We start from the raw sequence: 13,980 nt of genomic DNA, 5'->3' as shown, positions 1-13,980 counted from the left end.
ACTACTCTTTTTTATTAATTTCTTTTAAAATAGACTCCAGTTCGCTGGCACTCATTTCTTTTTTCTTGACGAAAAAAGAAACCATACTCTTAAAACTTCCATTAAAATAATCATTGACCATCTTAGACATCGAAGCACTGCTGTAATCTGATTTTTTAACCAACGGAAAGTAGATATGCCCTCTACCCTCTTTTCTAAATCCTACAAAAGATTTAGTCTCTAAAATTCGCACGATCGTAGATACCGTATTGTAGGCCGGCTTAGGCTCTGGCATTTCGTCAAGAACAGCTGCTACATTAGCTTCTCCCAGATCCCATAGAATCTGCATTACCTCTTCTTCTGCTTTGGTTAATTGTTTCATAATTTTAAACTAGTTAGGGATTAGTAATTGTTTTGATTCATTCAAATATAACTGATTTATTAGTTAAACTAACAAGTTAGTTATAAAAAATTTTAAAATACTTTATTTGAGGTGTCAGTTTTATTAACTACAACTCTTTCAATTTAAGAAAATTACGGGAAATCTAAGCACCTACAGTAATACTTACTACATAGCCTTCAGAATTGCGTACGTTAAAAACCGTACCATCCTCAAATAGCAAATATTGACCTTTTATACCTTTAAGCATTCCTTGGTATTCTGGTGTTTTTTCCAGGTTAAGGCTTTTTAATTTTGTAGGATACTGCAATACCGGAAATTCAATATTGGTTTCAGAATTACTCGCTATATAATACTCTAGTGCTTCTTCTGGGATGTATTGCTTGAGCGCATCGCGTTGCGCAACCAGATCTTCATCTTCAATCTCATTTTTTAACATTTTACGCCAATTCGTTTTATCGGCTATATGCTCTTTAAGCGCGACTTCAGTAATACCTGCAAGGTAGCGGTTAGGCACTTCAACAATTTCTATCGCCTCATGGGCCCCCTGATCTATCCATCGGGTAGGCACTTGCGTTTTACGCGTCACTCCTACTTTTACATTACTCGAATTAGCGAGGTATACAATATGCGGTTGCAACTGTACCCTTTTCTCATATTCCAGATCGCGATCTTCTTCATCTAGATGTGCTTTACTAAGTTCCGGACGCATAATCCAATCTGCTGCCTGCGGCACTTTATAAAAATCGTCATAACAAAAACCCTGACGGTAAATCTTCTTATTTTTTCCGCAAGCCAGACACTGATATTTTAAAAATTCAATACGTATTTCTTTATCGAGTAACTGATTTACGTGAATAAAATCGTTCTCAAAAACCAGATAATATTGAATAGGGTTATCAAGTTCGGTTTGCATTTTTGTAAGTACGCCTTGGTATTGCATAAAATTGAAAGCTATTGAATTGTTTCAGTTAAAAAAACGGTATTTTTAGACCTGATTTTTTGTTGAAAATGAAATTTTTTAGTCTTAGGTTTTTCTCAAAAACGCAAAATCATTGAGATCAAACTGCCTGAGAAAAATAGATTGATTTTGAAATAATCCACCTAAATTAGCACTCAAATATACTAACAAAATGCCGATACCTTTAGTCAATTCTATTGCCAGCTGGTTTCTTAAAAAGAGAATTCATCAGATGGAATTGTTTCTAAAATATCCTCACGATGTTCAAAATGAACTGCTTCTAAAATTGGTTCAAAAAGCTAAAAATACCGAGATCGGTAAAAAATATGGCTTTAAAGACATTCGCAGTTATAAAGATTTTGCAGAGCAAGTACCGATTACCAATTATGAAGCTTCTCACGATCTTATAGAACGCGCAAGACGCGGTGAGAACAACATCTTCTGGCCTTCACCCGTAAAACTCTTTGCACAAAGTAGCGGTACTACAAATGCAAAGAGTAAATACATTCCGGTTAGTCCGGAATCTTTAGAAGACTGTCATTATGCAGCCAGTAAAGATTTACTCTGCACCTATTTGAACAACAATCCTGATTCTCAATTATTCACAGGCAAAAGTTTACGCCTGGGCGGCAGCAAACGCTTATATGAAAGCAACGGTACTTCTTATGGAGATCTATCTGCGATCCTGATAGACAATATGCCTTTTTGGGCAGAATTTAGCAGTACTCCGGGTAATGAAGTCTCTTTAATGAGTGACTGGGAAGTCAAAATGCAAGCGATTGTTCAAGAAACCATACAAGAAAAAGTTACGAGTCTTGCCGGCGTTCCCTCCTGGATGTTGGTTTTATTAAACAACACGCTTGAGACCACCGGTAAAGATCATTTATTTGAAATCTGGCCCAATCTGGAAGTATACTTTCATGGCGGTGTGAGCTTTGAACCGTATCGCGATCAATATCGAAAAATTTTACCCAGACACAACTTTAAGTATTACGAGATCTATAATGCCTCAGAAGGCTTCTTTGCGATTCAAGACAAAAACGGATCGAGTGACCTTTTATTGATGCTGGATTATGGTATTTTTTACGAGTTCATCCCGATGAATTCTTACGGACAACCCGATCAAAAAATCATTCCGCTTTGTGAAGTTGAAAAAGGGAAAAACTATGCGATTGTTATCACTACAAATTCTGGTTTGTGGCGTTATCGGGTAGGCGACACTGTTCGGTTTACATCTACAAATCCATATCGTATTCGTGTAAGTGGCAGAACGAAGCATCACATCAATGCCTTTGGTGAAGAGTTGATTATAGAGAATGCAGAACAAGCACTTAAAAAAGCTACTGCACTTACAAATTCTGAGATTGTAGACTATACCGCAGCCCCTATTTTTATGCATGGTAAAGAAAAAGGGGCACATGAGTGGTTTATAGAATTTAAAGAGCTTCCTGCAGATAAAGAAGAATTTGACAGACTGTTTGACAAAGCACTTCAAGAGATCAACAGTGATTATGAAGCTAAGCGAAAAAATAATATGACTCTAAATCCACCAACGATTCACTATGCACGTACCAATCTATTTTACGACTGGTTAAAATCAAAAAACAAGCTGGGCGGACAACATAAAGTACCTCGCCTTAGCAACAGTAGAGAACTTGTTGAAGAACTGCTTACTTTAAATAACTGTTATACAGAAAGTTAAATTTAAGGTTTTCTTTTCAACGAATTTTAAACTCGCTTTAGCTAAAAAATTAGCCTAAATACTCCTCCTACCCTAAATTGACAATAACAAATCACAACTCATAATACTTTCACTCGAAGTTAATAGCTTTGATTCTGGCAACAACTCTAAATACAGGGTTGTTGCCAGCCCAAAGCACCCCTCTTAAAAAATTACAACCTGAGTAACATCGTTAATCTTAGCCCTGAAATAAACACGGCTTCAGATGACAATCTTCCTACACTAACAGCGACAAGAGCAAATTGTTTTTATCTCAAACATCAAAGGTGGTTACGGCGGTTTTGATTTGTTTCAGGTTTTTTCGCTAGTTGAATATTATAGCAATCTTTTAAATTTAGGTGAAGGTTTAAATTCAAAACACGACGAAGTAGCTCTTTCTTATCAAAATAAAAAAACAGGATATTTTTAGTAGTACTACAAATTCTTTGAGCAAAAGATTGAATGTCTACAGCTTTTCTCTGCAATAATATAACAACCTGTAACAAAAAATCGCCTTACCAAGCGGCAAGACGATTTTATTTTTTATCTAACGAATTGATATTAAGAAACTGCTTTTAGCTTTTTAATAGTTGATTTTTCCAACTTAAACTGTGCATATTCTTTATCTACTTTGAATGAACTTAAATCTGAACTCGGTAGATCAAACATCGCATCTGTAAAAATTGCTTCACATAGCGAGCGCAATCCACGAGCTCCTAATTTATATTCTATCGCTTTTTCTACAATATAATCCAGAGCGGGTGAAGTGATCTCAAATTCGATATCATCCATCTCAAACAACTTCTCATATTGTTTTATAATCGCATTTTTAGGCTGCGTTAAGATAGCTCGTAACGTCTCTTTATCAAGAGGATCCATATGTGTAAGAACCGGTAAGCGACCTATGATTTCAGGAATCAAGCCAAAATCTTTTAAGTCTTTTGGAATGATATATTTAAGCAAATTATCACGCTCTATATGCTCATCGCTCATACTAGCGCTAAAACCTACAGCCTGCATATTTAATCGCTTGCTGATCACGCGCTCTATACCGTCAAAAGCTCCACCGGCGATAAACAAAATATGCTCAGTATTGACCTCTATAAACTTTTGATCGGGATGCTTACGCCCACCCTTTGGCGGAACGTTTACAGTAGTCCCCTCAAGAAGCTTTAATAAAGCCTGCTGAACACCTTCTCCGCTCACATCACGAGTGATTGAAGGATTATCCCCTTTACGAGCAATTTTATCGATCTCATCAATAAACACAATTCCACGCTCAGCTTTCTCCAGATTGTAATCTGCTGCTTGTAATAAACGTGTAAGAATACTCTCTACATCTTCACCCACATAACCGGCTTCGGTAAGAACAGTAGCATCTACAATTGCTAGCGGAACATTAAGCATACGCGCAATAGTCTTTGCCATTAAAGTTTTACCCGTACCAGTCTGCCCTACCATAACGATATTACTTTTCTGAATCTCAATATCATCATCAGATTCCGGCTGAAGCAAACGCTTGTAGTGATTATAAACCGCTACAGCCATTACCTTCTTGGTAAAATCTTGCCCAATGATATACTCGTCTAAGAAATCTTTTATTTCTTTAGGTTTCTTCAGAGTAAGGTCACTGTCTAAACCATTTTTATTGATGTCTTTTGCTTCTTCAAGCACAATACCATGAGCCTGCTCAATACAACGATCACAAATATGTGCATCCAGCCCTGCAATAAGCAAACTAGTTTCCGGCTTTTTCCTGCCGCAAAAGGAACATTCTAATTCTTCTTTCGCCATAATTCATTCTATTTTCATTTTGAATACTTCCGCATTCAAAATCTCTTTATTCAACAACTTTAAAGCTGTCTAGACTATTCTCTTGCAAGAATTTCGTCAATCATTCCATATTCTAAAGCTTTGTCAGCTTTCATCCAGTAGTCACGATCACTATCTTCATAAACTTTATCGTAAGTCTGCCCAGAATGTTTTGCTATAATTTTGTACAGCTCTTCTTTTAAAGTAAGGATCTCACGTGCTGTGATCTCTATATCACTTGCTTGTCCCTGAGCACCTCCTAAAGGCTGGTGAATCATCACGCGAGAGTGTGTTAAACCACTACGTTTCCCTTTTGCACCTGCACATAGCAGTACGGCACCCATAGATGCAGCCATACCCGTACAAATAGTTGCTACATCTGGCTTGATGAACTGCATGGTATCGTAAATACCTAAACCGGCATACACGCTACCTCCCGGAGAGTTGATGTAAATCTGAATATCTTTTGAAGCATCTGTACTTTCTAAAAACAGCAATTGTGCCTGTACGATGTTTGCCACCTGATCGTTAATACCCGTTCCAAGAAAGATAATACGATCCATCATTAAACGTGAAAACACGTCCATTGCAACGGCGTTCATCTGGCGTTCTTCAATAATATTTGGCGTTAAACCTACAGGATACATGCTACTCATAATTTTATCGTAGTACATGCTATTAACACCCTGATCTTTAATCGCGTATTTTTTAAATTCGTCTGCGTAGTTCATAGTATTTTTTTCAAATTCTTTAGAGTTGTCTTTACCCTAAAATACAATTTCAATAAAAAAGGTGTAAAAAACACCTTGATGATTTTTAAGTAAAAAGGCGTTTTAACTCTCGGTTAAAACGCCTTAAAGATACTATATAATTTAGAGAATTACTAGTTGTAAACTTCTTTGACAAACTCGTCAAAAGTCACTTCTTTCTCTTTTAATTTTACATTTTCTTTAAAGAAATCAAGCAATTTTGTATTCATCAATTGCTCAGACAATCTTTTAACTTCGTCCTGGTTGCTCAAGATACGTGCTGCGATACCTTCTAACTCTTCGTCTTTAGGATCATTTTGACCAAACTGAGCCATTTGTCCCTTGATCATTTCTTTAGCGTATGCTTTAATCTCTTCAAAAGTGATTTGCAATTCATTATCTGCGATGATTTTACCTTCAATCAACTGGTAGCGCAATCCTTTTTCAGAACGCTCGTATTCTTCAGCAGCTTCTTCAGCAGTCAATTCTTTTTCTCCGCTGCGCTGAATCCATTTCTTTAAAAATTCTGCAGGAAGATCAAATTTTGTATTCTCGATCAATTTTTCGGTTACATCATTAAGCAATTGCTGATCGCTCTGTTGCTTGAATTGACCTTCACCTTCTTCTTTAATCTTATCTTTAAGTTCAGTCACAGAACTGATTACTCCGGGACCATATAATTTATCAAAAAGATCCTGGTCTAAATCTGCAGGTTCTCTATGATTAACTTCTTCTATTGTAAAAGATACTTCAAGGTTTTTTTCTTTAGCTTCTTCTTCAGAAAGACCTAAGAACGATCTGTAATCTCCAGCTTCCTTAAAAAGACCTTTAGTTGAAACCGTAACCGTATCGCCAACTTTGGCTCCTACAAATGCAGCATTGTTTGCTTTACCTTTAAGTTTTGCTACTTCAAAAGTAGTTTTCTTATCAAACGCTGCTTCTTCATTTACAAAGCTACCAGAAACCTCATCATCTTTTTCTACTTCTTGCTTGTTGGTAATTTTACCGTACTGCTTTTGAATAGTAGTAATCTGGTTATCTACCAATTTATCATCAACTACAATGGTGTAGCTTGTAACAGCCTCTTTAGGCTTTAAATCAACATCAAATTTAGGCGCCAGACCTAATTCAAATTCGAAAGAATAATCAGCAGCATCCCAATTTAAGTCTTCCTGATCTTTAGGAAGTGGATTCCCTAAAACATCAAGTTTTTCTTCAGTAAGATATTTCTGTAAACTGTCTTGTAAAAGTTTATTTACCTCATCTACCAAAACCGCTTTCCCATACTGCTTTTGAACAAGTCCCATTGGTACGTGACCTTTTCTAAAACCAGGAATGTTTGCAGACTTTCTATAATCTTTAAGTACTTTTTGCACTTTCTCGCTATAGTCGTCTTTTGCAATATCTACTTTGATTACTGCATTTAAATCATCAATATTCTCTCGTGTAATATTCATCTTCTAGTGGAATTTTCCTATAAAATTTGGAGTGCAAAAGTACATCTTTTTTAAATCCCTGCAAAGTTTATAATACTTTGAAATTCAGCAAGCTTCTATTCTTCTTTTATAAGTGCAAATAGGACGGACTGAAACAGCGAAAGTAATAAACTAAAAATCAAGGCCCACCAGATACCATCTACAGAAAAACCACCTACAAAATAATCTGCCATCAATATAATTATCGCATTGATAAACAATAGAAAAATACCGAAGGTTACTATAGTTATAGGCAATGTAAGAATCACCAAAATAGGTTTTATTATCAATCGTAAAAGCGCTAAAACAATAGCTACAATAAAGGCGGTAAAAAACGAAGTTACCGTCGCACCGGGAAGTAAATAGCACAATAAAATCACTGCAAGGGCAGTAAGCAAGAGTTTGATTAAGGTTTTCATAAGGCTAGATTTTTAAAAAATTGGTTTTGAAGCTCCTTCCCCCAATTTTGAAAGCTTAGTAAACTACTTCGCGGCATGCCTGTCTGCCGACAAAGGCAGGCCCGAGAAGCATTACCGAACAATACATTTTAGAAGGAGACAAGTCTCGGAGCATTTAAATCTGGATTATCGAGTAAAAATAAAAAAATCGCTACCAGCAAGTGGCAGCGATTTGTATAAAGAAAACTTAAGATTTTTAATTACTGATATTTACCGTTCCATAACTCCCAATATTAACCTTAGGAATTGTAGAACCGTATGTTGTATTAATAGCATCAATTGCTTGATTTGCTAAATATGCATATCCGCGAGGAGTTGGATGCACACCGTCTAAAGAAAATGCTCCACCAGTGGCAAAAGTTGAAGTCAACGTACCCGCATCAAAGGAGATCCCTGTATCTGCCAACTGATTTAATATCGCTCTTGAATCAACAAAAGCTAAACCATTCGCTTGTGCCAGACCTTGAATTGTTGCATTATAAGATGCCTGTGCAGTTGCTATTAGAGTCTGCTCTTCTGGAATCAAAACATCTGCATCCCCTAAAGCTACTCCCACTCCAATCACAGAACTTGGATTGCCAGGATCTGCTAAAGTTCCTAACTTACTTGAAGTTGTAAGCAATAGCAAATCTGCTGCTGTTGCCTGTCTTATATTTGGTAATGTTCCACCAGCAGGATTTGGCAATGTAGTAAGCGTTTCGTCTTCAATCACTACTGCATTTTGACCTTCTTGAAAATTAATAGTACGTGCATCACGTTCTTCAGTAGTTATAACTCCTGCCGTCGCATAGAGCGCTAATGCACCATTGTATTGTGCATAAGCCTGATTAACACCAGCTGCCGTAGTTGCATCTAAAGGAATTGCATTAAATGGTACTGTTGTAAAAAACGGAATTGACGTCACATCGGGTATATTGAAAACAACTCCACCTGTAGCAGAAGCCGTTAATGCCTGAATTTCCGAATTGTAAACACTTGCAAAGACATTAGGGTCTGTGATATCATTAGCTCCATACGTCGAAGGATCCAAATTTCCGGTCTGATCAACACCCGTTCCTCCACTTGTCGCGAAACTTAAAATATCGTTATTACCAATCCATAACGAGAAGAACGTAGGATTTTGAGCTGCTGCATCCCTTATAACTGTTGCATCTGTAGCCGAAGCGAAACGCACAAAATAAGGATTAGAAGCACCCGTTGCAACACCTGCAATATTTCCATAACCCGGTGCTACCAAATGAAAACTTTTAGCTCCAGGCACCCCCATATTATTAAAAGGTCCAGAAAGCACGTTAGTAATATCTGTAGTAGCCGTACCTTCTAAACGGACAGGCTCCGGATTTCCATCAGCATCTAATGCTAACACAAAACGATTCGGTTGAATTTGAGTACCTCCTGCCAATAGACCTCCTGTGTTATCATCAACTAAGGGCTGTGTAAACTCACCCCCACCAGCTAAAGCAAACTGTCCGGCTAAAATTTTAGGAAAACTATTTTGTTGGCCACTTATATACAACGCCCCATCAGCATAACCAGAAGTCAGCGAGTTACCTACCGCTATATAATTTGAGAAATCTGCTTCCCCAATGGTATACACACCACCATCTTCAATAGGATTGTCTAATTCAGCTTCACAAGCAGTTAAAAGCACGGCTGACAAAGCCATATATTTAATATAATTTTTCATCGTCTAGCTCTTTTTTAAAGTTTATAAGTCAACCCAATTCCAGGAACAAATGCACTTGATTTATAGGCCCCTCCAAAAGATGATCCATCATCTACATAGTCATAAGACTCATTAATTTCTTTAAATCTTACATATAGAAAAGAAGCATCTATTGCAAAACTATCTGAAATCACATAAGACAAACCTGCCGTAAACCCGTTACTGTCGTTACGTGGAGTTTCTGGAGCGAAATATCCTGATCTAACCGGAGATTCATCAAAATAATATCCAGCACGCAACATAATACGCTCACTCGCAGAATACCCAAACCCTACTTTATAGATTGAAGAGTTCTTATAATTACGAGGATTTATAGATTCTTGACCATTACTAAATACAATATCTAAATCTTCATAAACATCCCAAAATGTACGGGTGTAATCAAAATTAACCACCCATTTGTCTTTACTATAAGATCCACCAACGGTAAGTTCCGCTGGCAGGGGTAATGATGCTGTAAAGCCTGTTGTTCCATTAGAAGGAATGGTTGTTGTACCTACTGTTATAGGCGCTCCACTATCGTTAGGGAAGTTTGCAAAAGTGGCAGTACCGTCTTTAGAATCTAAAATAATTTCTGAACGGTAATTTGCACCCAAAGTAAAATCTTCAGTCACCTTGAACATTGCTCCTACTGAATATCCCCAGTTTGTAACACCACTATCATCTATTGTTACATTAGAACGATTGCCTTCAAGATCTGTCAAAAACCGATTAGCATTTCTATTGAAGTTCACATTACCCGTAACGAAGATTGGCCCACCACCTACACTAAACTTATCGCTGATTTTAAAAGAAACTAAGGGTTGAATAAAGATCGCAGCAAGCTCTATATTATTTACTAAATGTGAACCTGCCCAATCTGTTGGCCATTCCACTGTACTTCCGTAAGGTGTATAAACCGCCAATCCTAGACTTAGATTTTCATTTAATGCATAAGAACCATATAAGTAAAAGGGTGTACTCATTGGACTATCTGTCTGAGCATATTGCCCTGTTCCTTCATTTTGCCAAGCTACACTTGAAAAAACGCCAAAACCACCTGCCGAAGCATTGATCTTATTTTCTAAAAACACTAAACCGGCCGGGTTAAAAAATGCCAGTTCGGCACTATTAACATAAGCTACACCGGTATGTCCCATTGCCAGGGCTCGTTGTCCCTGAAGTCCAACTCTATAACCTCCCGCAAACGTTATCGCAGAAGCTAATAAGAATAAAGACGTAACTAAAACTCTCTTCATACTCTAAAAGGGAATAAAATTATAATTTAATAATTGAGGTTGAATTTTTTAAGAATACATCAAAAATAGAGCTTATTTGTTGTGCATGCATAATAAATTTCACTAACAATGTTATAAAAATTTATTGAGTCTCCGTGAGATTTATATCGATTTTATGATTACAAATCAACTAATTCGATTAATCCACAATGCTGACTAAGCTATTTTTTTATTCTTAGTTATATATTATTTAAGAAGCGAATATATCTTTTCAACGGATACAACCGCAGATTAACCTAGAAATTTCATTACTTCCGCGTAAAAATCTTTAGGATTCTCCGCGTGTAACCAGTGACCTGCATCTGGAATACCTATTACCTCTGAATTGGGAAAATGTGCCTGTATTAACGCTGTGTCTTCTTTAGTTATGTAATCAGACTTGAGACCGTTTAAAAACAGGGTTTCCCCTTCGTAAACAGTTTGAGTTGGCAGCCCTTCACCAATAGCTTCTACTTTATTTGTAAGCACCGGGAGATTTACACGTAGCGCAAGGGTTTTATCTTTTTGCCAGTATAGGTTTTTCAATAAAAATTGTCGCGTACCCCAATCTGCAATATACTTTTCCAAAAAAGCATCAGCATCTCCGCGAGATTTTCTGGCTTCTTCATTTTCTGACAAAGCATTTAAGCCTTCTAAAATAGTCTGATGATGTGGCGCATAATATTTAGGCGCAATATCAGCTATGACGAGTTTCTCTAGCAACTCCGGGTAGCGCATTGCAAAAAGCATTGCAGTTTTACCTCCCATGGAATGACCTAACAAAATAACATCTGTTAACTCATGCTCATCACAATAAGCTTTTAAGTCATCAGCTAAAACCTCATAATTAAACGTGTCACTGTGAAAACTGCGACCGTGATTGCGCTGATCTACAAGATGCATCTCATAACCAGATTCAGCGAATTGATTGGCTAAAGTTTTCCAGTTATCTCCCATCCCTAAGAAACCATGTAAAATTAGAAATGGCTTCCCAGAACCTGTAATGCTGCTGTGTAAAATCATATTAAGATAAAGCTTCTAAGTAAGACTGTATTGTTTTTTCCAGACCGTCATAAAGTGCTTCGGCGATAAGTGCATGACCTATAGAAACTTCTAAAAGTCCGGGCAAACTATCCGCAAAAAACTTTACATTCTCTAATGACAAATCGTGCCCAGCATTTAGCCCTAAATCAAGATCCTGAGCCAGAAGGGCAGCCTCAACATAAGGCTTCACAGCATTAGGACGCCCCTCTTTAAAACCTACCGCAAAAGCTTCGGTATATAATTCAATTCTATCTGTACCGGTTTCTTTAGCACCTTCTATCATTTCTGCTACCGGATCTACGAATATGGAAGTACGAATGCCTTTCGATTTAAATTCAGCAATAACTTCTTTTAAAAAAGCCCGGTTTTTAATCGTATCCCAACCCGCATTTGAAGTAATTGCATCTACAGAATCTGGCACCAAAGTAACCTGAGCAGGTTGCACTTCTAAAACCAGATTGATAAACTTCTCTACAGGATTCCCTTCTATGTTTAATTCTGTCTTAACTATAGCTTTTAAATCCCGTGCATCCTGATAGCGAATGTGACGCTCATCTGGCCTGGGATGAATGGTAATTCCCTGCGCTCCAAAAGATTCTATATCTTTTACTGTTTTTACCAAGTCAGGAACATTACCACCTCTGGCGTTACGTAATGTTGCGATCTTATTAACATTTACACTTAATTTTGTCATCTCAATAATTGTAACTTTGCCTGCAAAAATACGAAGTAACACAGGCTCTGCCCCTACTTTTTTAATTAAATTGCATCAAACAAGCTATGAAAATCACTGACTACATCATAAAAGACATTGATCCGCTTGACGAGCAATTGCTCATGGGCGATGCGCAAGAACTTTTTTCTCAAACCACATATTCTCACGTTCCTATTTTAAGAGACAATACCTATGTAGGATGTTTAAATGAGAGCGATGTGCATTGTCACGCTTCTGAAGAGATCATTGCAGACAATAGCCACATGTATGAAGTTTTCTTTGTGCGTACCGATACGAATTGGCTTAATGTCATTGAAGCTTTTGCTCAAAATAATGCGAATCTAATGCCGGTTCTTGATGAAGAAACCGCTAATTATTTAGGATACTATGAGCTGGCAGACGTGATGACCTATTTTAACAACACTCCTTTTTTAAATGAAAACGGAAGCATCATTGTAATCGAGCATGGTATACACGATTATAGCTTTAGCGAAGTTTGCCAGATTGTAGAGTCTAATGATGGAAAAATTTTAGGCGCATTCATCTCACAAATAAAAAATGAGGTTGCGCAGATTTCAGTAAAGATAGGTGCAGACACAAGCTTCAATACTATTCTTCAAGCTTTTAGAAGGTATGGCTATGTTATAGTTTCAGAACATCAGGAGGATGCTTTTATAAAAGATTTACAAGAACGCTCACACTATTTAGACAAATACCTCAACATTTAAGATAGCAAAGTCAACACGTATGAAAGTAGGGATCTACGGTCAATTTTATCACGAAAATTCTGGGAAATATGTTCAGCAATTACTCGACTTGCTTCATCAAAAAGGAGTCGAAGTTATTATTGAAGAAAACTTCTTAAAACTCATTCACGAGAACGAAGATATCAGTAAAACCTATTCGCATTTCAGCACTTTTGAAGAACTTGACAAAAGCTACGATCTATTTTTTAGCATTGGTGGTGACGGCACTATACTTCAAACCGTTACTTACGTCAGAGATCTCGACATACCTATAGTTGGCATAAACACTGGTCGATTAGGATTTTTAGCCACTGTAAACAAAGAGAAACTCGTAAGTTCTGTTGAAGAAATACTCAAAAATAATTACAGCATTACCGAGCGGTCTCTTATAAGCATTAAGACTTCGGCTCCTAATGAAAATTTTGACGATCTCAATTTTGCCCTTAATGAAATTACGGTAAGTAGAAAAAACTCTACTTCGATGATCTCTGTAGAAACTTCACTTAACGGAGAACGCCTGACCAATTACTGGGCAGATGGACTTATAATTTCTACACCTACCGGTTCAACCGGTTACTCTCTAAGCTGTGGCGGACCGGTAATTATGCCGAAAACCTCCAGTTTTATTTTAACGCCTATCGCACCACATAACTTAAACGCGAGACCTATTGTAGTACCAGATTCTACAGAAATAAAGCTCAAAGTAAGCGGAAGAGAAGAAGATCATTTAGTCTCTTTAGACTCTCGCATTGCCACACTACCGGTAGAAACCGAAATCACACTGACAAAAGCTCACTTCAACATCAAGCTGGTTTTGCTTGAAGAAGATACTTTTTTAACCACCTTACGCAAGAAATTACTTTGGGGCGAAGACAAGCGCAACTAGACAATAAATCCACAGTTATTTTGTTTACCAAAAACACGCTTCATTATTAATAA

General features: G+C 37.2%; 13 protein-coding genes. 3 read left to right on the top strand and 10 right to left on the bottom strand.

Translation table 11 applies throughout. The features are described from left to right. Position 1 precedes the first annotated feature (1 nt). Entirely contained in the window at positions 2-361 is a 360-nt protein-coding gene (locus DSM02_RS14865) for a BlaI/MecI/CopY family transcriptional regulator (RefSeq protein WP_128766351.1), read from the bottom strand. Positions 362-524: 163 nt separating this feature from the next. Further along, complete coding sequence (locus DSM02_RS14860) at positions 525-1,322, bottom strand: DUF2797 domain-containing protein (protein WP_128766350.1); 798 nt, start codon at positions 1,320-1,322, stop codon at positions 525-527. 190 nt (positions 1,323-1,512) lie between these two features. Here DSM02_RS14860 and DSM02_RS14855 point away from each other — a divergent pair, with 190 nt between their 5' ends. Next, on the top strand, positions 1,513-3,042 hold the full coding sequence (locus DSM02_RS14855; protein WP_128766349.1) for a GH3 auxin-responsive promoter family protein: 1,530 nt from the start codon (positions 1,513-1,515) through the stop codon (positions 3,040-3,042). A gap of 579 nt (positions 3,043-3,621) precedes the next feature. On the opposite strand, the gene clpX is transcribed toward DSM02_RS14855, so the two are convergent. From clpX to DSM02_RS14815, 8 genes are all read right to left on the bottom strand, one after another. Beyond that, positions 3,622-4,854, bottom strand: a complete 1,233-nt coding sequence (gene clpX, locus DSM02_RS14850; RefSeq protein WP_128766348.1) for an ATP-dependent Clp protease ATP-binding subunit ClpX — start codon at positions 4,852-4,854, stop codon at positions 3,622-3,624. A gap of 74 nt (positions 4,855-4,928) precedes the next feature. Then, positions 4,929-5,603 carry an ATP-dependent Clp endopeptidase proteolytic subunit ClpP gene (gene clpP, locus DSM02_RS14845; protein ID WP_128766347.1) on the bottom strand — a complete coding sequence of 225 codons (675 nt, stop codon included), beginning with the start codon at positions 5,601-5,603 and terminating at the stop codon, positions 4,929-4,931. A 152-nt stretch (positions 5,604-5,755) separates the two neighbouring features. After that, positions 5,756-7,078 (bottom strand): trigger factor, encoded by a 1,323-nt coding sequence (gene tig, locus DSM02_RS14840; RefSeq protein WP_128766346.1) that lies wholly within the window; start codon positions 7,076-7,078, stop codon positions 5,756-5,758. 95 nt (positions 7,079-7,173) lie between these two features. Beyond that, positions 7,174-7,515: a phage holin family protein gene (locus DSM02_RS14835; RefSeq protein ID WP_128766345.1), complete on the bottom strand. Its 342-nt coding sequence runs from the start codon at positions 7,513-7,515 to the stop codon at positions 7,174-7,176. Positions 7,516-7,750: 235 nt separating this feature from the next. Beyond that, a complete protein-coding gene (locus DSM02_RS14830; RefSeq protein WP_128766344.1) occupies positions 7,751-9,241 on the bottom strand; it encodes an SGNH/GDSL hydrolase family protein in 1,491 nt (496 codons plus the stop codon). Between the two features lie 14 nt (positions 9,242-9,255). Continuing rightward, the gene (locus DSM02_RS14825) at positions 9,256-10,518 is read right to left on the bottom strand and encodes an OmpP1/FadL family transporter (protein WP_128766343.1); all 1,263 of its coding nucleotides are present in this window, start codon (positions 10,516-10,518) and stop codon (positions 9,256-9,258) included. A 270-nt stretch (positions 10,519-10,788) separates the two neighbouring features. Further along, on the bottom strand, positions 10,789-11,559 hold the full coding sequence (locus DSM02_RS14820) for an alpha/beta fold hydrolase (RefSeq protein ID WP_128766342.1): 771 nt from the start codon (positions 11,557-11,559) through the stop codon (positions 10,789-10,791). Between the two features lies 1 nt (position 11,560). Further along, complete coding sequence (locus DSM02_RS14815) at positions 11,561-12,274, bottom strand: pyridoxine 5'-phosphate synthase (protein WP_128766341.1); 714 nt, start codon at positions 12,272-12,274, stop codon at positions 11,561-11,563. An 86-nt stretch (positions 12,275-12,360) separates the two neighbouring features. Between DSM02_RS14815 and DSM02_RS14810 the strand changes: the two genes are divergently transcribed. Together DSM02_RS14810 and DSM02_RS14805 are read left to right on the top strand one after the other, a co-directional pair. Beyond that, positions 12,361-13,023, top strand: a complete 663-nt coding sequence (locus DSM02_RS14810; protein ID WP_128766340.1) for a CBS domain-containing protein — start codon at positions 12,361-12,363, stop codon at positions 13,021-13,023. 19 nt (positions 13,024-13,042) lie between these two features. Then, positions 13,043-13,927 (top strand): NAD kinase, encoded by an 885-nt coding sequence (locus tag DSM02_RS14805; RefSeq protein ID WP_128766339.1) that lies wholly within the window; start codon positions 13,043-13,045, stop codon positions 13,925-13,927. Positions 13,928-13,980: the final 53 nt, after the last annotated feature.

It is taken from the genome of Leeuwenhoekiella polynyae (genome assembly GCF_004104075.1).
In the GTDB taxonomy this organism is placed as follows: Bacteria; Bacteroidota; Bacteroidia; order Flavobacteriales; family Flavobacteriaceae; genus Leeuwenhoekiella; species Leeuwenhoekiella polynyae.
Note: the sequence above shows the minus strand (reverse complement) of the source record. Positions and strands in the feature narration are given on the sequence as shown.